The organism is Longicatena caecimuris (assembly GCF_018406465.1).
Classification (GTDB): Bacteria; Bacillota_I; Bacilli_A; order Erysipelotrichales; family Erysipelotrichaceae; genus Longicatena; species Longicatena caecimuris.
The window spans coordinates 568761-593988 of sequence record NZ_AP024510.1; the positions used below are offsets into that span (position 1 = coordinate 568761).

22 protein-coding genes are annotated in these 25228 nt (G+C 38.8%); 21 read left to right on the forward strand and 1 reads right to left on the reverse strand.

The window, feature by feature from the left end; genetic code table 11:
- Positions 1–34: 34 nt before the first annotated feature.
- From KJS44_RS02765 to mreB, 17 genes are all read left to right on the forward strand, one after another.
- A complete protein-coding gene (locus KJS44_RS02765) occupies positions 35–1078 on the forward strand; it encodes a CobW family GTP-binding protein (protein ID WP_008689919.1) in 1044 nt (347 codons plus the stop codon).
- A gap of 9 nt (positions 1079–1087) precedes the next feature.
- Positions 1088–2035: a TIGR03943 family putative permease subunit gene (locus KJS44_RS02770; protein WP_008689918.1), complete on the forward strand. Its 948-nt coding sequence runs from the start codon at positions 1088–1090 to the stop codon at positions 2033–2035.
- A 192-nt stretch (positions 2036–2227) separates the two neighbouring features.
- On the forward strand, positions 2228–4750 hold the full coding sequence (locus tag KJS44_RS02775; protein ID WP_213540198.1) for an Ig-like domain-containing protein: 2523 nt from the start codon (positions 2228–2230) through the stop codon (positions 4748–4750).
- 167 nt (positions 4751–4917) lie between these two features.
- Positions 4918–5373: a DUF3284 domain-containing protein gene (locus KJS44_RS02780; RefSeq protein ID WP_008689915.1), complete on the forward strand. Its 456-nt coding sequence runs from the start codon at positions 4918–4920 to the stop codon at positions 5371–5373.
- Positions 5374–5413: 40 nt separating this feature from the next.
- Positions 5414–7408 (forward strand): BglG family transcription antiterminator, encoded by a 1995-nt coding sequence (locus KJS44_RS02785; RefSeq protein ID WP_227160462.1) that lies wholly within the window; start codon positions 5414–5416, stop codon positions 7406–7408.
- A gap of 134 nt (positions 7409–7542) precedes the next feature.
- Positions 7543–7995: a PTS sugar transporter subunit IIA gene (locus KJS44_RS02790; RefSeq protein ID WP_008689913.1), complete on the forward strand. Its 453-nt coding sequence runs from the start codon at positions 7543–7545 to the stop codon at positions 7993–7995.
- A 19-nt stretch (positions 7996–8014) separates the two neighbouring features.
- The gene (locus KJS44_RS02795) at positions 8015–8482 is read left to right on the forward strand and encodes a PTS sugar transporter subunit IIA (RefSeq protein WP_008689912.1); all 468 of its coding nucleotides are present in this window, start codon (positions 8015–8017) and stop codon (positions 8480–8482) included.
- 23 nt (positions 8483–8505) lie between these two features.
- The gene (locus tag KJS44_RS02800; protein ID WP_008689911.1) at positions 8506–8784 is read left to right on the forward strand and encodes a PTS sugar transporter subunit IIB; all 279 of its coding nucleotides are present in this window, start codon (positions 8506–8508) and stop codon (positions 8782–8784) included.
- A 13-nt stretch (positions 8785–8797) separates the two neighbouring features.
- Positions 8798–10201, forward strand: coding sequence for a PTS transporter subunit IIC (locus tag KJS44_RS02805; RefSeq protein ID WP_008689910.1), 1404 nt, complete (start codon positions 8798–8800; stop codon positions 10199–10201).
- Between the two features lie 14 nt (positions 10202–10215).
- Positions 10216–11226 (forward strand): Gfo/Idh/MocA family protein, encoded by a 1011-nt coding sequence (locus tag KJS44_RS02810; RefSeq protein ID WP_008689908.1) that lies wholly within the window; start codon positions 10216–10218, stop codon positions 11224–11226.
- A 2-nt stretch (positions 11227–11228) separates the two neighbouring features.
- A complete protein-coding gene (locus tag KJS44_RS02815) occupies positions 11229–12110 on the forward strand; it encodes an aldose 1-epimerase family protein (RefSeq protein WP_008689907.1) in 882 nt (293 codons plus the stop codon).
- A 191-nt stretch (positions 12111–12301) separates the two neighbouring features.
- The gene (locus KJS44_RS02820; protein ID WP_008689906.1) at positions 12302–12985 is read left to right on the forward strand and encodes a suppressor of fused domain protein; all 684 of its coding nucleotides are present in this window, start codon (positions 12302–12304) and stop codon (positions 12983–12985) included.
- A gap of 205 nt (positions 12986–13190) precedes the next feature.
- On the forward strand, positions 13191–13619 hold the full coding sequence (locus tag KJS44_RS02825; protein WP_008689905.1) for a MarR family winged helix-turn-helix transcriptional regulator: 429 nt from the start codon (positions 13191–13193) through the stop codon (positions 13617–13619).
- 11 nt (positions 13620–13630) lie between these two features.
- A complete protein-coding gene (locus tag KJS44_RS02830) occupies positions 13631–15361 on the forward strand; it encodes an ABC transporter ATP-binding protein (RefSeq protein WP_008689904.1) in 1731 nt (576 codons plus the stop codon).
- Positions 15354–17210 carry an ABC transporter ATP-binding protein gene (locus KJS44_RS02835; RefSeq protein ID WP_008689903.1) on the forward strand — a complete coding sequence of 619 codons (1857 nt, stop codon included), beginning with the start codon at positions 15354–15356 and terminating at the stop codon, positions 17208–17210. The genes KJS44_RS02830 and KJS44_RS02835 overlap by 8 nt, the downstream gene beginning before the upstream one ends.
- 151 nt (positions 17211–17361) lie before the next feature.
- A complete protein-coding gene (locus KJS44_RS02840; RefSeq protein WP_008689902.1) occupies positions 17362–18666 on the forward strand; it encodes an EAL domain-containing protein in 1305 nt (434 codons plus the stop codon).
- 203 nt (positions 18667–18869) lie between these two features.
- The gene (gene mreB, locus KJS44_RS02845; protein WP_008689901.1) at positions 18870–19841 is read left to right on the forward strand and encodes a rod shape-determining protein; all 972 of its coding nucleotides are present in this window, start codon (positions 18870–18872) and stop codon (positions 19839–19841) included.
- 102 nt (positions 19842–19943) lie between these two features.
- On the opposite strand, the gene KJS44_RS02850 is transcribed toward mreB, so the two are convergent.
- Positions 19944–20696, reverse strand: coding sequence for an EFR1 family ferrodoxin (locus KJS44_RS02850; RefSeq protein ID WP_008689900.1), 753 nt, complete (start codon positions 20694–20696; stop codon positions 19944–19946).
- 488 nt (positions 20697–21184) lie between these two features.
- Here KJS44_RS02850 and amrA point away from each other — a divergent pair, with 488 nt between their 5' ends.
- The 4 genes from amrA to KJS44_RS02870 all read left to right on the forward strand — a co-directional run bounded on the left by amrA (position 21185) and on the right by KJS44_RS02870 (position 25130).
- Positions 21185–22504, forward strand: a complete 1320-nt coding sequence (gene amrA, locus KJS44_RS02855) for an AmmeMemoRadiSam system protein A (RefSeq protein ID WP_008689899.1) — start codon at positions 21185–21187, stop codon at positions 22502–22504.
- Positions 22485–23306, forward strand: coding sequence for an AmmeMemoRadiSam system radical SAM enzyme (gene amrS, locus KJS44_RS02860; protein WP_008689898.1), 822 nt, complete (start codon positions 22485–22487; stop codon positions 23304–23306). Before amrA ends, amrS begins: the two co-directional genes overlap by 20 nt.
- A gap of 416 nt (positions 23307–23722) precedes the next feature.
- Positions 23723–24358: an ABC transporter ATP-binding protein gene (locus KJS44_RS02865; protein ID WP_017144557.1), complete on the forward strand. Its 636-nt coding sequence runs from the start codon at positions 23723–23725 to the stop codon at positions 24356–24358.
- On the forward strand, positions 24351–25130 hold the full coding sequence (locus tag KJS44_RS02870) for an ABC transporter permease (RefSeq protein ID WP_008689896.1): 780 nt from the start codon (positions 24351–24353) through the stop codon (positions 25128–25130). The genes KJS44_RS02865 and KJS44_RS02870 overlap by 8 nt, the downstream gene beginning before the upstream one ends.
- The last annotated feature ends 98 nt before the right edge of the window (positions 25131–25228 follow it).

The window sequence follows — 25228 nt, forward strand, 5'->3', positions numbered from 1 at the left end:
AATCCTAGTATATAAGATAGAAAGGAAGGTAGCTATGACAAAAATTGATATTATTTCCGGCTTTTTAGGAGCAGGAAAGACAACTCTGATAAAGAAACTGTTACAAGAAGCATTTGGAAAAGAAAAGATCGTCTTAATTGAAAATGAGTTTGGTGAAATCGGTATTGATGGCGGCTTTTTAAAGGATGCCGGTGTGGAAATTCGGGAGATGAATTCCGGCTGCATTTGTTGTTCATTAGTCGGTGACTTCAGCGAAGCATTAAAGAAAGTGATTAAAGACTATACACCAGATCGCATTATTATTGAACCAAGTGGCGTTGGAAAACTATCCGATGTCATTCAGGCAGTGCGCGGCGTTGCGGAAGAAATGCAGGTGCAGATGAACAGCTTTACGACAGTTGCGGATGCTTTGAAGTGTAAGATGTATATGAAAAATTTTGGTGAGTTCTTCAATAATCAAATTGCTTATGCTAATACGATTGTATTAAGCCGTACGCAAAACTTAAATGAAGAAAAGCTACACGACGTTATTCATGCGTTAAGACATGAGAATGAACATGCGCATATGATTACAACACCATGGGAAAAACTTGATGGCAAGGAAATCTTACAGGCTATGGAACAAAGTGATGATCTGGCGAAAGAATTATTAGAAGAAAGTGCAATTTGTCCAGAATGTGGGCATCATCACGAACATGGTGAGCATCATCATCACGATCATGAACATGACCATGATCACACCTGCAGTTGTGGACACGACCACGATCATGACCATGAACATCATCATCACCATCACGCAGATGATGTCTTTACCAGCTTTGGCAGCGAAACGGTGAAGAAATTCAGTCAGGAAGAGTTAACAGCTATCTTAAACGCATTAGCTGATGAAGAAACCTATGGAATGATCTTACGGGCAAAAGGCATGTTAGAAAGTGATAAAGGGGAATGGCTATATTTTGATATGGTACCTCAAGAACATGAAATTCGTATTGGTGCGCCTACCTATACCGGACGATTCTGTGTCATTGGCTCTAAGTTAAATGAAGATGCACTGAAACAGCTGTTTCATGTAGAATAGGAGATCTTTATGACAGTACCTGTATATTTATTTACCGGTTTTTTAGAAAGTGGAAAAACCTCTTTAATCAAAGATACCTTACTGGACCCTGGGTTTAATACGGGTGAAAAAACGCTATTATTGGTATGTGAAGAAGGTATGGAAGAATATGATGAGGATTTTCAGAAAAAGACCAATACTGCCATCGTCACTGTGGATAAGTATGAAGATCTGACCTATAAATTCTTAAAAAAATGCGATAGCATGATAGAACCAGAACGTGTAATGATTGAATTTAACGGAACATGGAATCTGACCAATTTCCTTGATACGTTAGATTTTCCATATGACTGGTTGTTGGTTCAACTTCTTTCTACCGTAGATGCCTCTACCTTTGAAATGTATCTAAACAATATGCGCTCGATGATTTATGAACAATTGGTGCATTCTGAAACGATTATTTTTAATCGTTGTGATGAAGATACCAAGAAACTCTATTTGCGGAATAATATCAAGGCTATTAATAAAGGCGCACAGATTATTTATGAAATGAGAAATGGGGAAATCGCGGAACTTGGCGAAGAGGATATGCCATTTGATCTGCATGCAGATATTTTACAAATCCGCGATGATGATTATGGCTTATGGTATATGGACGCCATGGAACATCCGCAAAAATATGATGGCAAAATTGTAGAATTGAAAGGAAAAGTCATTTCGACACATGTAGATGATATTCCTAATGCTTTCGTATTTGGCCGTTTTGCGATGGTTTGTTGTGCAGATGATACATCGCTTATCGGCTTATTGGTACACTATGCATCTTCAAATGCGCTTTTGCCGAAAGAGTGGGTAAAGGTTCGCGCTAAGGTGAAACTTGAGTATGATGAAGAATATCAAGGAAATGTGCCTATTTTATATGCAGATGATGTAACAACGGTGGATGCATTAGCGGATGAGTTTGTTTATTTCAACTGATTTTTCATGAGGTATACTTTATAAATGATCATAAGGCATTAGCAAAAGAAGCGAATGCCTTTTTTAATTATATACTAGCGCAATATTACCTAATTTTCTGTTTGATTTAAACTTCTTAAGGTTTCCTTTCAATGCGCTTTTTTGCCTTTTTTTGTGTTATACTTCTAATAAAAGGTGAAGGAGGGTATGCAGTTGAAAAAATTATTTGTGGGATGTTTAGCGATAGCCTTGTTAATTAGTAATATGACGGTCGTATCCGCACAAACGGCTACTGATACGACACAGGAAAAAACATCCACTTTTGATGGTATAGAAATTGTTACGGGCGAAACCTATCAACCGGTTTCTGAAGGTAAAAATACAATGAAGAATGTAGCTATGGGAGATACGATGGAAAAAGGAAATTTGTATCGTTCTGCCCGTGTTGCAGACCCTTATTGGGAAGAAGGGAAATTCTATGATGGCTATGGCACTTTATTGTATGGCGGAAATGCAAAGAAAATCATAGATGTTTCAGAATGGGAAGGAGTAATTGATTGGGAGAAGGTAAAAGCATCCGATGTAGATGGTGTTATCTTACGTGTAGGCTATGGGAACCAAATGATGGATAAACAGTTCTTGCGAAACTTAAAAGAATGTAATCGTCTGGGGATTCCTTATGGTTTCTATTTATACAGTTATGCGTATGATGCGAATTTTGCATATGCTGAGGCACAAGGATTGCTTGAAATGTTAAAGGGACAGGATCTTTCCAATCTGGCTTATCCAATTTTTTATGATATTGAAAACTTTGGAACATGGTCAGAAGATGGTGTTACCTACCATACTCCATCAACGATTGCGGCATATGAAGAAATCATTGCCACCTTTATTGCGCATATGAATGAGGCTGGTTATCATGGCAAGGTTCAAGTTTATTCCGGTCGTTATTATACACAAACGAAACTTAATTCGGAAAAGATTTTACCTTATGTTTCATGGATTGCCGAGTATGGTCCTAAATTGAATTATGTAAATACGTATTATGATGGAGAAGTGGCATGGCAGTATACGGAGAAAGGCAGTGTGGATGGTATTTCTTATGATGTAGATATCAGCAGTTTTGCCGATGATGCTATGCATGTCATACTTCCTTCAAGCATTCAATTATCAGCTTCTACTGCAACACTTGAAACAGGACTGACCAAAAAAATCAATGCCAGCGTGTATCCTACAGGTGCTTACGATGCATTGTCATGGACAAGCAGCAATCCAAAGGTTGCACAGGTAAGCAGCAATGGCACGATTACCGCAGTGGCATCGGGAAGTGCAGTCATCACGGCAAAGACAGCTAATGGAAAGACGGCTTCGGTAAATGTGCTTGTAAAGACGCCAACGGTGAAATTATCAGCCATTTCTAAAACAATGTATCGTGGGGAAACAACTAAGCTAACAGCGACATCCAGTAACAAAAAGCCTGTATCTTGGACAAGTAGTGATCCTACGATTGCCAGTGTAGATAGCAATGGAACAATTAAGACACTAAAAAATGGTACGGTGAAAATCAGTGCAAGTGCTAATGGTGGTAAAGCTACATGTACCATCACGGTGAAAGAGCCAATTCAGATCAGTGCAACAACTTCTTCTATTTATCGTGGTAAAACAACGACATTAAAAGCAATACCGGCATATAGTACGACAATTACATGGATGAGCAGTAATCCATTGATTGCGACCGTAAGTTCTAATGGTGTAGTCACCGGTAAGAAAGCAGGAACGGTAACGATAACGGCCAAAGCGTTTGGCAAGAGTGTTACAAAAACGATTAAGGTGGTAGAGCCATCCTTAAAAGTAACAGGAAGTACATCGCTTTATCGCGGTAAGACAACCACCTTAAAGGCCACGACTTCGTATAGTACCAAGGTCACATGGAAGAGCAGTAAACCATCGATTGCGACCGTAAGCTCCAGTGGTGTTGTCACTGGTAAAAAAGCAGGAACGGTATATATTTATGCGAATGCTTATGGAAAAAGTGTGAAATATAAACTTACGATAAAAGAGCCGGCTTTAAAGTTAAATAAGAGCAGCAGTTCAATTTATAAAGGGAAAACAACGACCTTAAAGGCCACGACTTCCTATCGTACCAAGGTCACATGGAAGAGCAGTAATTCATCAATTGCGACCGTAAGTTCCACTGGTGATGTCACTGGTAAGAAAGCAGGAACGGCATATATTTATGCGAATGCTTATGGAAAAAGCGTAAAGTGTAAAGTAACGGTGAAAAATCCGACAATTACATTAAATAAAAGCAAAGCAACTGCTTATGCTGGAAAAAGTTATACCTTAAAAGCAACAACCTCTTATCGTACGAAAATATCTTGGAAAAGCAGTAATACAAAAATTGCGACGGTGGATAGTAAAGGTATGGTAAAGCTTAAAAAAGCAGGTAAAGTAACCATATCCGCAACCGCTTTTGGGAAAAAGGTGAATTGTGTACTAACGGTGAAAAATCCGACATTGAAGGTAAGTAAGGCAAGCGTAAGCATCTATAGGAAGAAATCTTATACGGTGAAAGCTACAGCAGTACCTGGTGGAAAAGTAAGTTGGTCTTCCAGCAATAAGGCAATCGCAACCGTATCCAGCAGCGGAAAGATCACCGGGATGAAAAAAGGGACGGCTTATGTATATGCGAAGATTCACGGTTTAAAGAAAACAATTAAAGTTATTGTAAAATAAGGGCAAGATTGATATAATCAGCCCTTTTTTACGCATTTTATGTATAGAATAATAAAATATTATCTTAAATATACAGGTTATGAATTATTTACAACCGCTTTCATTTGTTATATAATTTGATACACTCCCGATAGAACTTGCATCTCTATACTGAAGGAGGATACATTATGAAAGTAAGACAACATCTGCAAGTGTCCGCAGAAGCTTTTTTTGCGGAGATTATGACATCGATTTGTGCAGATATTCAAAAAGAAACAAAGAAAAAAGTGCGCATGGCAATATTAGAAAAAGGATATTCCTATACCAAACGCTTGCCTAAGCGCAGCACGAAGAATGCCGAAGTGATTGTAAAAATCTTAGACTGCATTCCCAATCGTCGTTACTGTGCAAGCTTTACAAGCCAGATGGATATCACGATCGTATCTTACGACATTGAAGTGATGGATGCCGGCACGATTGCCGTAACCTATGAAGAAAATTATCAGCTGAAAGATGCCTATCAGCTGAAACATCGCTTTTTCAGAGATACGTTATTAGCAAAAGATGCCCAAAAACGTGGTATTAAATTATTGAAACATATTGAACATTGTATCATCAAACAGCAGAAAGCAGGTGCTGTGTGAGATGTTAACCATATCCTTAGAACCCAAGCAGAAGGATTTTATGGAAATCCTGTTAAACGCTGATGCGCCGATATCTATGATGATGCTACAAAAGCAATTAAATATGAGCAGACGCAGTGTATATTATATCGTCAATAAAGTAAATGAACTATTTGCCCAACTGCATATGGAACCTATTTCGAATATACGTGGGAAAGGCTATGTGATGAGTGAAACACAAAAGCTGCAGCTGAAGCCTTTTTTAGAACAACAACAGGATCATTTCCTGCGCCCTAAAGAACGTATTTTTTATCTTATCTGTTGGATGATGTATCCAACAAAACCGATTCACATAGAAGATATCATACAAACCTTGGATATATCACGCAATTCGGTTTTTAATGATCTTAAGGGACTGAAACATGAACTGTCTCATTATGATTTACAGCTAGAATTTGATTTAAAACAAGGGTATTTCATAACCGGTAAGGCATTGCATAAACGAGCTGTTCTTTTATACAGTTTAAAGATGTTGTTACATCGTGTGCATTATCGCAGCTTGAGCTTCCTGAATGTGGGGGAAGTAGAAGATTTTTATGAGCGCTTATTGCGTATCTCAGCTGAAATGGGAAATGAATTTGATAATGCTAATCTACTATCCATTTCCTGCCTGCTGGGAATCATTCATTACACGCATGATGAATTTGATTTCTCTTTATTGGAGTTGAAAAATTTAGCGGAAACAAAGGAATTGAATCTGATTGATACATACTTTCAAGATTTTCATGTACATGAACGCTTGTATTTGGCGGTACATCTGTTAGGCTCTAAGGCTGGGGAAGCCTTACAGGTAGAGGATGATGAAAATGATATTCGTTTGTTTGAATTGGCACAACGGATGAGTGATGCCTTTGAACGCATGGCATGTCTGCAGTTGGTTGATAAGAACGGCTTGATCAATTCCCTTTATCTGCACTTCAAATTATCTATGTATTATTACCGTTTATCTATTCAGGTAGTAAATCCTATGATACAGGAAGTAAAAGAGCATTATGCGGATATTTATGCGATGATTTCCATGATATGTCAAGATATGGCAAAAGCTTTTCCTTTCCCCGTTATGGAAAGTGAATTGGTGTATATTACCATGCATTTTGGCGGACATCTGCGTAAAGGAGGCGGTAAGTTTTATCGCCGTATCAAAGTATTGGTGGTTTGTCCAAGTGGTATTTCGACTTCAACGCTATTACGCAGGGAAATTGAAGATTTATATTCCAATGTGGATGTCGTGGCAACGACCTCAGCAGCGAATCTAGCGCAGTTTGAGGATGAAGTGGATTTTATTGTATCCACCATAACCCTTACCAGTGAAGTACCTTGGATACGAGTAAATACGATTTTAACACAAGAGGATAAATCGCGTATCGCCTCGATGATGATGTTGAATTATGAATCTTATACGATGGATCGCAAACAAGTGAATGGGTTATTTGATGTATTGCGAAAATATGTAGAGGAAGCACAAATGCCTCAATTACAGCGGGATGTCGTAGCATATTTGCGTAATGGCAATGTGTTGGTACATGTAGAAGAGGAAGAACAATTGCGTATCTTTGATGCTTTAAAACAGCAGACCATCCAGATCTTGGATGAACCAATGGAGTGGCAACAGGCGATCCATAAGGCCAGTGAGCCATTGTTGCATAGGGCAATCATCAAGAAGAGTTATGTACAAGCGATGATTGATTTATTATATGATTATGGTCCCTACATCGTATTGGCGAATGGTGTGGCAATTGCCCATGCCAATCCTGAGCAAGGGGCAAATGCTTTAGGATTATCACTGCTTATCAATAAACAAAGCATTACGTTTGAAGATGATGCCAACGTGCATTTTCTCTTTGTATTATCCAATCCTGATCAGGATAAACATTTGCATCTCTTACGCGATATCATGCGTTTGGCAAATGATACAGCTTTAGTAGATCAGCTTCTTAAGATGGACGATACGCTAGCTGTATTAGAAGGATTAAAGAAATTATCCAATATGCAATAAGGTATTAAAATAAAAAAAGGAGTCCAAGTGATTGCACAATGAAGTTCAGTCGGCTTGGACTTTTTCGTATCTTGCATGGTTGTTATAATGGCAACGTAAAGAGATGCATGTCTTACAAAAAAGGAGTGGATAAGGTGAAAGAAGAAAGTATTCAGCTTGCGAATATACAAATCGTATCACAGGTAAAGGATTGGCAAGAGGCAGTAACCTTAGGGATACAAAGATTAATTCTTCACGGTGATGTAAAGGAACAATATCTTAAGGCAGTCATCGATAACGTAAAACACTTTGGTACGAGTTTTATTGTTTCACCTTATGTTATCCTACCACATGCCAGACCGGAACAAGGAGTAATAAGAAATGCTGTTTCGATTGTCTTGGCACAAAAACCATTTTATTTTGATGAACAAAAGGTGCCGGTAAAGCTACTGCTGATCTTAGCACCGACAGATTCTCGCTCACATTTACAAATGTTGCAAAAGTTAGCGTATATCGTGAGTGACAATCAGACTGTCAAGCAGGTGATGGAATGTACAACACCAGAAGCGTTGTATGACATTTTCCTGCAGTATGAAGCTAAGGTGTAGAAAGATGGGGTGAGAATATATGAAATTTCAATTTGTTCCAGAACTGGTTAAAACGGATTTGGAGGCTGTTAATCAAAAAGAAGCCATCACATCACTTGTGACACTATTGAGGAAAGAAGGTTGTGTGCAGGATGATTACGCCGGGCTGGTACTGGAAAGGGAACAGCAGTATCCAACAGGTCTACAGACAAAAGGTGCGGCGATTGCTATGCCCCATGCGTTTGATGAGCGTATCAAAGATTCACATGTGGCAATCGGCATTCTGAAAGATGCTGTCAGTTTTCACAACATGGAAGATATGGAAGAAAGTCTAAATGTCCATATTATCTTTCTGTTAGCTGTTGGGCAAGCGCATGAACAGTTGGAAATGCTGAAGATCTTAATGGGATTGTTTCAAGAAGAAACGATGTTGCAAAAGATGCTGGCAACACATTCTTCGCAGGCAATCTGTGATATGTTGAATGGGTATGTGCAGCAACAAGCTTAAGAAGCAGAAAAGAGGATATAGAGATGAAAAAAATCGTAATTGCTTGTGGTGCAGGCTTGGCAACCTCAAGCATGGTAAAAGATAAGGTGGAAGCAATCTTAAAACAAAAAGGCATTGCTTTTCAAACAATGCAATGTACGTTAACAGAAGTTGATAATTACGATGGCAGCGTGGATTTGATTATAACGACCATGCGTGTCAGAAAGAAATATCATTCACCTGTACTTTCCGGCAGTGCTTATTTATCAGGTGTAAATGAAGATGAAGTAACCGCAAAAATGCTGGAAATCTTGCAAGGATAGAAAGGAGTTACGTATGCAAGTTGTAATGGATGTCATCAGTTACATTGTAGATCTGGGAAGCTATATCTTTGTCCCTATGCTCATGTGTCTGATTGGTTTATTGTTTGGTTTGAAGTTTCCCAAAGCTCTGCGTGCCGGGGCAACGGTTGGTGTTGGCTTGGTCGGTGTCAGTATCGTATCTACGCTAACATCACAATCTTTAGGCCCAGTCATTAATGAGATGGTAAAGGTCTTAAATCTAAATTTGACGGCAATCGATGTCGGTGGTTCACCGGCAGCAGCCGTAGGCTTTGGTGGGTTGTTAGGAGCATCACTGATCGTTATTATCATATTCGTAAATATCGTAATGGTTGCCTTAAAGCTTACCAATACGGTAAATGTCGATGTATATAACTTCTGGTACTTTGCCATAACAGCAGGTTTTGTACAGATTTTAACAGGTAGCTTCTGGTTAGCTATTTTAGCCGGTGTCACTCATGCCATCTTAGGCTTAAAGGTTGCGGATATCATGGCGCATCGTACCCAGCAAATCATCGGTATTGAAGCAATTGCCATTCCACATGGCTTTGCGGCAGCTAGTGCGCCTTTGTTCCTGCTGTTAGATAAAGTTTATGATCATATTCCTTTCTTAGCACATCGCAAGATGGAAGAAGAGTATGAAGAAGAAACCAAAAAAGGAATTGGCCATTATATCGGAGCTATCTTTGGAGAACGTATTTATTTGGGATTGATCATGGGTATGTTCTTTGGTATCGTAGCCGGCTATGATTTTAAGGGAATTGCCGATGTAACGATTAAAACAGCAGCCTTGATGGAATTATTCCCAACGATGGTTAAAATGCTGGTAAATGGTTTAATACCGATTTCCAATCAAGCAAAGCAATTCTTCACCAAGCATTTTGCGGACCGTGAATTGTATATCGGCTTAGATTCTGCTGTTACCATCGGACATCCGGTGACAATATCTGTTGGTTTCTTAATGATTCCTGTCTTTATGATCGTAGCGGCGGTGTTACCGGGAAATACGACATTGCCACTAGGAGAAGTACCGTTTGCGGCTTTCTATGTTTGCTTTGCGACGATTGTACATCGCGCAAATCGCAGAAGAACGATTGTATCCAGCTTGATCTTTATTCCAATCGTGTTATGGATTTCCAGTTGGGCTGCCCCTATGTTTACAGAGCTGGCACACAATGCAAATCTGACACTGGTAGCACAAAATCAGCAGGCAACTACGATGGCTTTAGGAAATCTGTTTATTTTAATTCCAACCTTATTAGCGGAAATACCGGTGGTTGGCGCTATTGCCTTGATTGTCATTGATGTAGCAGTCATCTTCGGTGGTAAGGCCTTGGAAAAATATTATGCGAAAGAAGACGCAAAATTTGAAGAAACAATTGGGATAGAATCCTTATAAGGAGTGTTAAAAAAATGAAAAAATTAACGATTGGTGTAGTAGGTGCAGGTATTTATGGAAATTATCATATCCATACCTATTGCTGTGATAAAAATGTTGAACGTGTGGTATTTTGTGATTTGAATGAAGAACGCAGAATAGCCACGGCTGATAAATATCAGATAACCGGTTATAAAACCGTAAAAGAAATGATTGCGCAGGAGCAGTTAGATGCAATCAGTATCGCAACACCGGATCCATATCATTTTGAACCAGCCAAAGATGCCATGGAAGCCGGAATCAAGTATTTGTTTATTGAAAAACCACTGGCTACCAGTGTAAAAGAATGTGAAGAATTAATTGCCTTAGCTGAAAAACACGGAGTTAAGATTTCGGTAGATTTTCATAAGCGTTGGGATCCTGCCTATAATGCCATCCGTGATGAAATCAAAAAAGATGAGGATACCTTTATCCGTGGCTATATGGCGCTGGATGATATCATTGATGTACCTAGAAAGTGGTTTACTTGGACAGATAAATCGTCTCCTGCCTGGTTTCTAGGGGTACATTGTTATGATTTAATTCGTTATATAACAGACAGTGAAGTAGAAAAAGTATATGCAGTCGGCAATAAGGAAGTATTGAAAAAGGAAGGTTATCAGACATATGATAACATACAGGCAATCTTGACGATGAAAGATGGCAGCAACTGGACGGTAGAAAACAACTGGATCCTGCCTGTGACTTTTCCTAAATCCAATGATGGACAGCTTGTTGTCGTAACTGAAAAGAAATATTTTAAGAATGAATCCTATCGTGGTGTTAAGAGCTTTACGGATAAGAAAGAGTCGATTCCTAATTATATCTTCATGAATTTTACCCAAGACAGTGCCAGTGGCTTTGGTTTAGAACCAATGCAGGAATTTGTGGCTGATATTTTATCAGACCGTCCATTTAGAACTTCTATTTATGATGGTTTACAGGCAACGCGCATTGCACAGGCGGTACATGATTCTTGTGAAAGCGGAAAGGTCGTGTATTTATAACCATGGTGTGCATCGCCTCTAAACAATTACGGGTAGAAATTGATGAACTGGGTGCACAAATGCGTTCCTTGTATAGCATCCCACAGCAAATGGAATATTTATGGCAAAGAGATGCGGCGATATGGGGCAGCAGTGCTCCTGTCGTCTTTCCTGTCATAGGAAAGCTACACAATTTATCCTATCAGCTGGATGGAAAAACCTATTCCATGCGTTCTAATGGCATCCTGCGGTATGAAACATTGCCCATTCTTGCGCAGGGAGAATCGTATGTGGAGTTTTTGTTCACCAGTACACAAGAAACAATGAAACAATATCCGTATCAATGCCGCGTGCGTCTGCGTTATGAAGTGATCGATAATAAGCTCATTGTAACAGCAGCGATTTCTAATGATGATACACGTACTCTATATTATAATTATGCCGGACATCCGGGGTTCCGCATTCCTTTAGATGAGAATGAATCCTGTGATGATTATTATGTAGAATTTGAGAAACCGGAAACAATGAATATTTATGAGGTATGTGAAAGTGGGCAGCTGCTACAGAAACAACAACCTTTCTTTCATGAAGAACGACGTTTCTTCATACGCAAAAATCTGTTTCAAAAAGAGGCATTGGCATTTATCCATCCTGCATCAACGAAATTGCATATTCGCTCACTGACAAAGCAAACAAAAATAACTGTTGATTTTACCGGCTTTGATCATGTGGGAATCTGGTCACCATATCATAAGGAAAAAAAGCTTTCCTTCCTATGTGTGGAGCCATGGATCGGTCATACGGACTTTTATGGTTATGAAGGCGATTTTAGTAAACGAGATGGCATTGCTTCTTTAGCACCGAAAAAAACAAGCGTACATCAATATAGTATTACCATATCTTAAAGGCGGATTGTTAAAATCGTAAACCCTTCTTACATAACTTACAGATAACAACTTTCGCTTTGGATGTATCATGAGATGAGCATGGTACATCTTTTTACTATGGAAGATAAAGAGGAGTATCCCTAAGAAAGAAAATTGTGCACTTTTCATAGCCGTGTTATACTGATAATATGTATATGGGAGGTATGATCATGGGATTCTTTAAAAAACATAAAGCAAAGCAGGAACAGCTTGTTCCTTTGGAAGTATATGAAGAAAATGAAATCCAAGAGCTGGAAGCATATATTCAGAAAACCTTCGGCCCTTTTGAAAATGTTTTTCACGAAATCTTTTCGCCGGATATTCATGTGGATATTGCCATAATAGCTCCTAATGAAACAGATCCTTATTATAAACTTGTCACCATGGGTATGGGTGCGCATGATATGGAGGTACCATCGCAATTTGCTGCGTATGAATTACGCAATGCCGAATTGCTAATCTATCTTCCAGCAGATTGGAACATCGAAAGTAATGATGAAAATGATTATTGGCCACTTCGTTGGCTGAAAATAATCGCTCGGATGCCGATAGATTATCATACATGGATCGGTTATGGTCATACCATTGCGGCTGGATCCGATCGTGCAACGCTATCTGATAATAATCAATTTGAGGGGATTGGGCTGATTGAAGCATTAGAAGCCGAAAAGAAACCGGCGTGTGTGCGCTTAAGCAGCGGAAAACTCATTCGTTTTTATCAATTGTTACCTTTATATGGGGAAGAAATGGAGTATAAGCTACACTGTCAGGATATGGAGGCATTGTTAGCTAAATTTGATGATGATTTCTCACTTGTCGTCGATATTCATCGTAAAAATTATGGAAAGCTTTGAGTTTATAAAAGTCGGTTAACAATGATAGGATCACTCCTTTCGTAAACAACGTTTTCTTCATTTACGTTGTCTACTAAGAAGTATTCATATCACAATAAGACTGACTTTTTTTGTTTAAAATGAGCATTTCATATTGACAAGATAAGTACCTGGTATTATATTTAGCTTGCTAACAATTAGCAAGCTAATGATTGGGGGTGAAGAAATGAAAACGCCATTTTATCTTATGGTATTTAAAACTTTTCATGCACAGCGCAACCAAATTCGCAAAGATATGGAAAGTTATGAGCTTTCTCCGGGACAACCGAAGGTTTTACGCTATGTTTTAGGAAATGAGAATTGCATGCTGAAAGATATTGCCGAAGCGTGTGATGTAGAATGTGCTACAGTTTCCCGTATTTTAACTTCGTTAGAAGAGAAAAAAATGTTGATACGTACAATTGATGCGAAAAATAAACGCGCATTGAAATTATGCATTACCGAAAAGGGCAAGCATGCTTTACAAGAATGGAATGCCCATTGTAAAGAAGTGGAAGCATTGTCATTGAAAGGTTTTAGTGAGGAAGAGCAGGAGCAATTTAAACAGTTTCTTAACCGTATGTATCACAATCTTAGCAATAAAACGTTAGATTAGGAGGTAAGATTATGCTGAAACGTATGTTTCCTTATATGCATAAGTATCGCAAATATCTATGGCTAAGCTGTTTCTGTGTGGTTGCGGAAACCGTATTTGAGTTGGTCATTCCTTTATTAATGGCGGATATCATAGATGTTGGGGTTGCCAATCAAGATAAGACATATATTTTGTTACAAGGCTCTAAGATGATTGCATGTGCATTGCTGGCACTGATTTTAGGGGTGCTGTATGCACGCTTTGCGGCAACGGCAGGGCAAGGATTTGGAGCAGAATTGCGAAAAGATGAGTTTAGGAAAGTTCAGGAATTTTCTTTTGCGAATACCGACCATTTTTCTACAAGTTCTTTGATAACCCGTTTAACTAGTGATGTTACCATTTTGCAGACAGCCATTTCCAATGGAATACGGCCCTTTGTTCGCTCACCGGTCATGTTGCTGACAGCTTTAATTTTAACCTTTACGATTAATAAAGATCTAGCCATCGTATTCTTGATAGCAATCCCGATATTGGGCCTTGGTTTATTTCTGATCATTCATAAGGTAGGTCCTTTATATCGTTTGATGCAGGCATCCATCGACAAGGTAAATACCATCGTTCAAGAGAATCTGATTGCCATACGTGTGGTGAAATCCTATGTGCGAGGCACGTATGAGAAGGCCAAATTCCAAAAGGTCAATGAGCAATTACGCTATGCAAGTGAAAAAGCATTCCGGACTTCTGTATGGAATCTGCCATTGTTTCAGGTGGTTATGTATACGACCATTTTATGTATTCTCTGGTTTGGGGGAAATATGATTTTCGTTGGTACGATGAAAGTCGGGGAATTGACCGGGTTTTTAAGTTATGTTTTACAGATACTGAATTCTTTGATGATGATTTCCAATGTCTTTTTGATGTTGACACGATCACTTGCCAGCTGTGAACGTATTATTGAAGTGCTGGATGAACCATTGGATATCCATGATGAAGCAGGAGCTGATGCTTATATTGAACATGGAACGATTGATTTTTCTCATGTGTATTTCAAATATAAGAAAGATGCTGAAGAATATGTGCTGCGTGATATCAATCTGCATATTCCAGCCGGTTCTACCATCGGTATTCTGGGAGGTACCGGTTCGGCAAAAACAACCTTGGTACAGTTGATACCACGTTTATATGATGTGGAAGATGGCATCGTATCCATTGATGGACGCAATGTGAAAGCATATCCTTTACAGCATTTACGTGATGCCATTGGTATGGTATTGCAAAAGAATACTTTATTTTCCGGAACGATTCGTGAAAATCTGTTATGGGGAAATGCGCAGGCGGATGATGAAGAGCTAGACTGGGCGTGTGAGGTTGCTTGTGTAAATGAGTTCTTACCTAATTTCCCTAAGGGATATGAAAGTGATTTAGGGCAAGGCGGTGTTAATGTATCTGGTGGACAAAAGCAGCGTCTTTGCATAGCAAGAGCATTGCTGAAACATCCTAAAGTCTTAATTTTTGATGATTCCACGTCAGCTGTGGATACCGCAACCGAAGCGCATATTCGAGAAGGCTTAGCAGCTTTAAAAGACACAACAAAAATTATCATTGCGCAACGGGTCACCAGTGTAATGCATGCGGATCAGATCATCATCTTAGAGGATGGAGGTATTCATGCCATCGGCACGCATGAAGAGTTGTTGGCAAAGGATGCCATTTATCAGGAAATTTATACTTCACAACAGGAAGGAGCTGGTTTCCATGGCTAAACAGATTACGGGAAAGAAACCCCAAAATATGCGGAAAACCTTAAAAACCTTTCTGCATTATTTAGGAAATCATAGCTTTGCTTTGTTGTTTGTTGGGGTATTGGTAATTGCCAGTGCAGGAGCGAATCTATATGGCACCTATATGTTACAACCCATCATAGATAATTATATTGTTCCTCATGATTACGATGGTTTAATCATGGCCATTCTGTTTATGGCTTTGATGTATGGCAGCGGTGCTGTATGTACGGCTATTTACAAACAGCTGATGACGCATACCTCACAAAAGATCGTTATGGAAATCCGTCAGGATTTATTTGCGAAAATGCAGAAATTACCATTACGCTTCTTTGATTCAAATACGCATGGGGATATTATGAGCCATTTTACAAACGATTTGGATACGGTACAGGATGCAATGAATAACTGCTTTGATAATCTTATCCAAAGCTTTACCATGATAATCGGTACATTGATTGCCATCTTTATTTTAAACTGGCAGCTTTCATGTATTGTTATGATTTTTATGATTATTATGTATTTGCTGATTCAGTATTACAGTAAAAAGTCTAAGTATTATTTTTCGCATCAGCAAGCAGCGATGGGAAAATTAAATGGGTTTATCGAGGAAATGGTTGATGGTGTTAAGGTCGTTAAAGTATTTAATCATGAAGAACCAAACTTTGAAGAATTTGAACGCCGTAATGAAGCATTGCGCAGTGCAGCTACCGAAGCACTGACTTATTCTGGAAGAACTATACCAACGGTTGTGTCATTGTCATATTTCAACTACGCAATTGTCGCATGTATTGGAGGTTTCTTCGCAATCGCTGGAAATCTTGGCCTTGGGGCATTATCCGCATATTTGGTATATGTACGTCAAACAGCTTTGCCAATCAACCAATTCACGCAACAGTTAAACTTTATGTTAGCCGCAATGGCAGGTGCTGAGCGTATTTTTGATATGATGGAAGAATGTGAAGAGGTAGATAATGGAGAAGTAACCCTTACACGGGTCCGTCTGTTAGCCGATGGCAGTATGCAGGAATGTCAGGAATATACAGGACATTGGGCATGGCGACATCCACATGATGGTGAAATTGAACTTGTATTGCTGCGTGGTGATGTCCGTTTCCATGATGTTGTTTTTGCCTATGAACCAGGGGTAACGATCTTAAAAGACATTAACCTATATGCCAAACCCGGACAGAAAATTGCCTTTGTGGGCAGTACCGGAGCCGGCAAGACAACCATCACCAATTTGATCAACCGCTTCTATGATATCGAAAGTGGCAGTATCACCTATGATGGGATAGATGTAAAGCTCATTGCCAAAGATGATTTACGTCGTTCGATGTCCATCGTATTACAGGATACGCATCTGTTTACGGGTACGATTGCGGATAATATTCGCTATGGAAATCTACATGCTACCATGGATCAGATTATTGAGGCAGCAAAACTGGCAAATGCTCATTCTTTTATTAAGCGTCTTCCTGATGGATATCATACGATGCTGAGTGGAGATGGAGCAAACTTATCACAAGGACAGCGTCAATTGCTTGCGATTGCCAGAGCAGCAATCGCTAATCCTCCAGTTCTGATCTTAGATGAAGCAACTAGCTCTATTGATACACGTACGGAAAAACTGATTGAACAAGGAATGGATAAATTAATGCAAAATCGTACCGTCTTTGTGATTGCCCACCGTTTATCTACGGTTCGCAATGCCGATGCCATCATGGTCTTAGATCATGGAGAAATTATCGAACGTGGAAGTCATGAAGAACTATTAAAACAAAAAGGACGTTATTATCAATTATATACCGGACAGTTTGAATTAGATTGATAAGATAGATTTCCATGTCTTTGTAACCTTTTTTAGAAGTATTAAGGGCAGCTACGTATAAATAACTGCTCTTTTTCATTAAGAATCAAAAAAATTACTGTCATGTGACATTATGGTATATAATAGATAGCATACAGTAGGGGTAATGGTCATGAAAAACAAAGATAAACTAAGGCATGTTTCGCATACCAATGAATGGTTAGAACATATTTATGAAACCATCATTCAGAAGGATGAAAAAGAATATGCTTTTGTGGAAATGAATATCAAACAATTTCGCTATATTAACATCGAATATGGTTGTGCCTTTGGTGATCATGTATTAGTCAGTATGCAACAGCTTTTAGAAACACAGTTAAAAGGACGTGGCTATGTCGCAAGACGATATGCAGATACCTTTGATTTCTTTGTTGAACATAATCATGAGACGCATGTCTTGGATTCTTTTCTGATGGATATCATAGATGCTGTATTTGAAAATGGAATAGAAGGATTACATAAAAATCTATATACCTCTTTTGGCATATATTTATTGCATGAGGAATGTCCACCTTTTGCGAAGTTACAGACATTGGCAGGCATTGCGCGAAAACAATTACATCACGACAGACGGACCTTCAGCTATGAATTGGCGCAGCAAGATGTCGTGCAAGAATATTTAAAGACCTATCGCTTATCGACAAAGCTTACTCAGGCGCGCTTTCTTAACCAGTTTCAGATTTATATTCAACCTAAGGTAGAACTGCAGACACACAAAATCTGTGGCGGTGAGCTGTTGATGCGGTGGATATTAGAGGATGGGACGATGGTTCCCTTAAATGAATTTATGTCTACCTTTACCAAAAATGGCGATTTATATATGATTGATTTACAGCACTTTGATAAGATGTGTGCTTTCCTTCAGCAGCGCATAAAGAAACATAAGGCAGTAGTGCCAATCAGTTTTAATGTGACCAATTTAACCGTTTTTGATGGTGATTTTCTACAAGATTATCTAGGGACGTTTCGCCAATATTCTTTACCGAAAGATCTGATTGAATTTGAATTTACCGAAGATATTCATTTTGAGAAAAAAGATCAGGTACAAGATATAATTGATATTTTCCGCAGTGAAGGATTCACTTGTACCTTAGATGATTTCGGTAATGGTTTTTCTTCCTTTGATTTGTTAATGAATGCTGCCATTGATATTATTAAGCTAGATCGTTTGTTTTTTCAGGGCATGTTGAGTGAACAGCGAAAACGGGTCATCCATAATATCATCGACATTGCGAAAATCAAGGGAATCAAGGTCTTGGCTGAAGGTGTGGAAACAAAAGAATATGCACGGTTTGTAGAAGCAGAAGGCTGTGACTATATACAAGGCTTTTATTATTATCGTCCAATGCCTTTGGGTGAATTTGAAAAGCTTTTAGACAGTGATAAGATCTTGCCCTATACGATGGATGATAAATAAAAGGATTGTGTTCAGCAGGTGGTTTTGACTATGTTATAAACATGGCGGATCCACCTTTTTTGGTAAATTTGTACCTTCATCATAAAACAGAAAAAGAAAACCGGTAATTTTATAAGGTTATTTTGCTTTTTCATAAGGTATGTAGTATATTAATATTGGAAAATTAAGGTTGTGCATATACAAAATGAAGGAAGGGTAAAGGAATGGTAAGAAAAATTGGAATCGACTTGGGGACAACCAATCTGTTGATTTGTTTAGACAATAAGGGTGTCATCGTAGATGAACCATCTGTCATAACGGTAGATGCCTCTAGCAAGAAATGTATTGCGGCAGGATTAGATGCCAGAGAGATGTTGGGACGTACACCTAAGAATATGCTTTGTATTCGCCCATTGAAGGATGGGGTGGTCGCTGATTTTGAAGCAACGGATATGATGTTAAATTATTTTCTTAAGAAATGTGAATTAAAAGGAATGTTTAAAAAGAACATTATTTTGATTTGTCATCCGACTAAGATAACATCCGTTGAAAAGAATGCGATTCGTGATTGTGCATATCGTGCAGGAGCAAAGAAAGTTTATTTAGAAGAGGAACCAAAGGTTGCGGCTGTGGGAGCTGGTTTAGATATTGGTAAAGCAAGTGGTAATATGGTACTAGATATTGGGGGAGGAACAAGTGATATCGCCGTATTGTCTTTGGGTGATATTGTATGTTCAACATCAATCAAAACAGCCGGAAATCGTATTACTCAGGATATCATTGAAAATGTTCGATCAAAACGTAAGATGTATATCGGTGAACAAACAGCAGAAGAAATCAAACAGAAGATCGGAAATGCGATGGTCGTAAAAGATGCGGAAACCATTTCCGTGAGTGGACGTGATGTGGAAACTGGACTTCCTCATGCTATAGAAATCAATAGCAATGAAGTAGAAAGCTATATTCGTGGTAGCCTTCAAGAAATTGTACATGCCACAAAGACCATTCTTGAGGTTACTCCTCCAGAATTGGCATCTGATATTGTTCAGCATGGATTGGTGCTGACAGGTGGAGGTGCCTTGTTGAGAAATCTGGATACCTTGATGCGCAATGAGTTGATGATTCCGGTATATGTTGCTGAAAATGCGCTGCACAGTGTTGTGGATGGCTGTAACATCATGCTGCAGAATTTATAATAAATGAATGTAAGTAAAGAATACCGATAAAGAATACCGAAAGAACCCCCTATGCTTTATGCATAGGGGGTATAGCATTATATAGGATATGGATGGATACCATTATACATCTTTGTCACAAGTATATCGCGGTAATCCAAGGCTATGTTTACCATATTCAATCGCTTCTTTAGGACAACGATTGATACATGCCATGCAATGCGTACAGTGCTTTCCCCATACCGGTTTTCCCTTTTTCAATTGAATATTGTTAAGTGGGCATACGTTAACACATTGACCACAAGATATGCAATGATCACTCGCATAAAATTTTTTTGCATGGACCATAACAGGATAAAACAGATAATTTACAATTCCACTCTTTATTCTATCCATGAAAGATATTGTTGTATGTGGCAACGGCATTCCTTTTTTAATAGTAAGAGCCGTATGATCGATGATACTTTCCGCCTGATCAATGATTTGCAAAGCTTTATCTTTTGTTGGGGTAGTAAATAATGCGATATAGTTTTCCGGCATGATGATCTTGATGCAGCCATAGTAATTCATGTTCTTTTCAGCACACAATCTTTTAAGATATTTCCCTGCGTTACCGATACTATCACCACAGGTCATTACAAAATAAATATTCTTATTTCCTGTGAACTTTGTTTCCCTGATCCACGTATGGACAATACGTGGTATTCTCCATGCATATGTTGGGACAACAATGACCCATGGGCGTTGTGAGGTTACTTTTGCATTGTCCTTTTCTTTACATTTATCAAAAAGATTCATTACCTCATCTTGAATCATTTTACTTATTCGTTTTGCTACATATTCACTATTTCCTGTACCTGAAAAATATAAAATCATAGGGCATTCTCCTTTGCGTTTGTTTTCGGCTTTATGCTGGCCGAAATTAAGTTCATTAACTTAGCAAGTTCTTTCCAATGCAATATCTCTTAACTTGTTCAATACATTCATTCATAAAATTTAGATGTCTTTTACGAATGCGTTCTCTTGTAACATTCTTTGACTATTGTATCTAACATACGCATGAAAATCAACTTTGGTAAAGCATGTCTTTCGCATAAGAGGGGTGTATGTTTTGCGTAATGAGCACAAGATGAAAGCCTTAGCGTAATAGCGAGAATGGATGTGAATGTTTCTATCACGTAATCAGGATGAACATTACCTAATGGGAATGCTAAAGAATATGAAAAATAGGCAATTGGAAAGATATTGATCATCCTCTGGATCCGAATCTTAAAACAATAAACTATTATAAGTTAATTCTTAGATAGTGGTATAATGAGTGTATCAAAAACAACGATAAGTTGTTAAAAAGAAAGGTGATTTTTATGTTGAAAGCTGCTTATATCGTGCCACATCCACCCATTCTGCTTCCCGAAATAGGAAAGAAAGAGGAAGAAAAAATCAGTCTCACAAGGCAAGGCTATGAAACGATTGCAAAAGATATCGCCCGTATTCGTCCACAAACAATCGTGATATGCTCACCGCATGCACCGGCCTATATGGATTATATTCATATTTCCGATGGAGAACAAGCGTATGGTGATATGCGTGCATTTGGCTGTGAACAGGTGCAATTTCATGAACATTATGATGTGGATTTCATCAATGTCCTTTGTTCCCTGGCCCAAAAGGCTCATTTGCCGGCTGGTACCCTGGGGAATCAGGAACCTGTATTAGATCATGGTACGATGGTACCACTTTACTTTATAGAACAAGCATATCGTGATTTTCAAATGGTCCGTATTGCTGTATCCGGTTTGGATAGAGATACGCATATACAATTTGGAGAATGCATATATAAAGCCGCAACATCCTGTGGGAAGGATGTAGTGCTCATAGCCAGTGGCGATCTGTCACATAAGCTCAAGAAAGATGGACCTTATGGCTATACCAAAGAAGGGCCTGCCTTTGATGAGGCCTTTGTAAAACTTTTAAAAGCAGATGCTTTGAACGATATTACCACTTTACCTAATGATATTTGTGAAAAAAGTGCTCAATGTGGTCTACCTGCTTTTCAGATGATGTTGGGGGCAGTTCAGCATCAATATGAGCATTGTCAATTTTTATCTTATGAAGGAGCATTTGGGGTAGGCTATGCAACGGCAATTATTCGGATGAAAATGCAAGATCCCTATGTAGCCCTGGCTCGTAAGGCACTGGAAACCTATGTCAAAGAAGGACGTATATTAAGAGACGATGAGGTAGAAGATAAAACGCTTTGCCAACAGCATGCGGCAGTATTTGTGAGCATACAAGAAAAAGGACAACTACGTGGATGCATCGGTACGCTGCAAGCAACAAAAGAACATATCGCACAGGAAATTATATCCAATGCGATTGCGGCCGGCAGTCGTGATCCGCGGTTTCCTCCTGTACAAAAAGAAGAACTTGCACACCTTGTGTATCATGTGGATGTGTTATGTGAGCCAGAGCAGATTACATCCTTTGCCCAATTGGATGTGAAACGTTATGGCATCATTGTAAGTGATGCCTATCATCAAGGCGTGTTGTTACCTGATCTGGAAGGTGTGGATACGATACAACAACAGGTAGCAATTGCTTTACATAAGGCAGGAATTGATGAAAACGCTTCTTACACCTTAGAGCGCTTTGAGGTGATACGTCATGAAGAATGTCGTTTGTGATCTTTGTTTTCATCATTGTGTACTGAAGGAAGGACAACGCGGATTCTGTCGAGCTCGTATCGTCAAACACGGTAAAATAATTTGTGAAAACTATGGAAAGATTACCTCATTGGCTTTAGATCCCATCGAAAAGAAACCGTTGCGAAGGTTTCATCCCGGCTCTAATATCTTATCCATAGGCAGCTATGGCTGTAATATGCGCTGCCCATTCTGTCAAAATCATGAAATCAGTATGAGCGAGACGATACCATATCATCCCATTTCACCTGCAACCCTTGTTGAATTGGCTTGTGCGAAACGAAAAGATGGAAACATTGGTATTGCCTTTACATATAATGAACCTTTGATTTCCTATGAATATGTTTTCGATTGCGCAGTTGCAGCAAAAGCTAAAGATCTAGCAGTTGTCATTGTCAGTAATGGCATGATCGAAACAACCAAATTATTAGCGCTATTGCCCTATGTTGACGCAATGAATATTGATCTGAAAGGATTTCAAGATAACATCTATGAGGAATTAGCCGGTAATTTGGAACAGGTGAAAGAAACGATTCGCTGTGCTGCAGCCCATACGCATGTGGAAATAACTTCGCTTATCGTTCCCCGGCGTAATGATGCAATCGCAGATATGCTGAAACAATGTGAATGGCTGGCCCAAATTGATACAAATATACCACTACATATCACACGCTATTTTCCACACTATCATCAATTGGATGCTACTACGGATATCCGGCTGCTAGAACGCTTACTTCAAGGAGCTAAGCAATATCTGACTTATGTCTATAAAGGCAATTGGTAGGTTTTTGTACACAGTCAAATACATGCAGAAGGAAGGGAAGTGCTGTTCGCAAAATAGCATTTCTTTTCTATTACATGAGAAGAAGTATAATAAAGCAAGCGGTCATAGCTATTAGAAAAACGTTAATTTTCGTAATAGTAACAGCAATATAAATGTTAAATCTTTATTTTAAGAATAAAAAATACCAATAAAATGTAAGGTTTCTAGAAGCATTTCCTGTTCGCTATCGTACTTTCTTAATCTATCATGAAGTGATGAATCGCAATACCTATTTTCTCAATATAGCGCAAAAATTATCCATCCGATATCTTTAGATTAAATTGCTCCATATGTTTGTAAAGTAAGTACGAAACATTTTGCATACTATTGGAAGCATATGGAAAATTATGCTATCCTTAAGAAAAGGAAGTGGTATTATGTTTGAAATCAAAAAGCTTAAATTTAAACATATTTTACAGATTGATCATCTGATGATTGATCGTCAGATCACATGTCTGATTGGCCCCAGCGGAAGTGGAAAAACAACACTGTTAAGAATGCTGAACCGCCTGAATGAGGCAGAGGAAGGAAGCATTTATTTTAATGGCGTAGATATCAAGGAAATGCATCCTATCAAACTACGTCGTAAGATCATCATGTTGGGACAGACGCCTATTTTATATTCGGGTACAATTGCAGACAATTTGCAAATCGGCTTAAGGTTGAGTGAACAGCCGCTTGCTGATGAAAATCGTTTGCTTGCTTATTTAGATAAGGTCGGTTTACATAAGGAACTCAATGATACTTGTGAAAAGCTGTCAGGCGGAGAAAAACAACGTCTATGTTTAGCACGTGTTCTTTTAATGGATGCCGATGTATATTTGGCAGATGAGCCTAGCAGTGCAATGGATAAGGAAACAGAAAGCTTTGTTATAGATAATTTAGTAACCTTTGTGAAGGAACATGACAAGCAACTGGTTATGGTGACACATAGTTCTGAGATTGCACAGCGTTATCCTCATGGTTTATTGGAACTTGCCCAAGGTGGCTGTAGGGGGTATGTATATGAATAATACAGTTATGGATCTTTCTATTTTAAATTTAGCCATCGCCTATGTGTTTGTGCTTGTTTTGTTGGTTATTTTCAAGGCAAGAGGCATTCGTCGCGAAAAGATGATTTTGATTGCGACCACACGAATGACTATTCAATTGACCTTGATGGGATTTGTCTTATTGTATGTATTCAAACATCCCAGCTGGTGGCTGACATTAAGTATGCTTGCCATCATGTTAGGCTTTGCCGTTTATAATGCGTTAAAGCGCGTTAAATACTCCATGTCAAAAGAATTAAAACGCTTAGTTGCTCTTTCCATGATCATCGGTTATTTGGTGACGGCAGTGGTCTTTATGCTATTGGTGTTACAGGTAGAACCTTGGTTTAATCCACAATACTTCATACCGATCAGTGGTATGATCATTGGCAATAGTATGACAGGGATTGCCCTTGGGGCAAACCGTCTGTGCGCCAATATGCGAGATCATCGTGAGCGTATTGAAAACAGTCTGATGTTAGGGGCAACGTGTAAGGTAGCAACGTTTGATGAGGTCAATGACGCCTTTGACAGTGCTATCTTGCCAACCATGAATAACATGATGACGATGGGAATCGTATCTTTACCGGGAATGATGACAGGACAAATGTTATCAGGAACTTTCCCACTCACGGCTATTAAATATCAGATTGGTATCATGTTGGCCATCCTTGGCTGTACGGCTATTACGGTTGTCATCTTTGTGACGCTTGGTTACAAAACCTTCTTTACTTCCAGCGCGGCTTTAAAGTAATCTGTTTATTCAAAACAAATAATTATACAGGAGTGTGGGCAGTAGATAAACAGCTCACACTTTTTCCTTGCAAACTTGAATCATCTGTGATATATCTG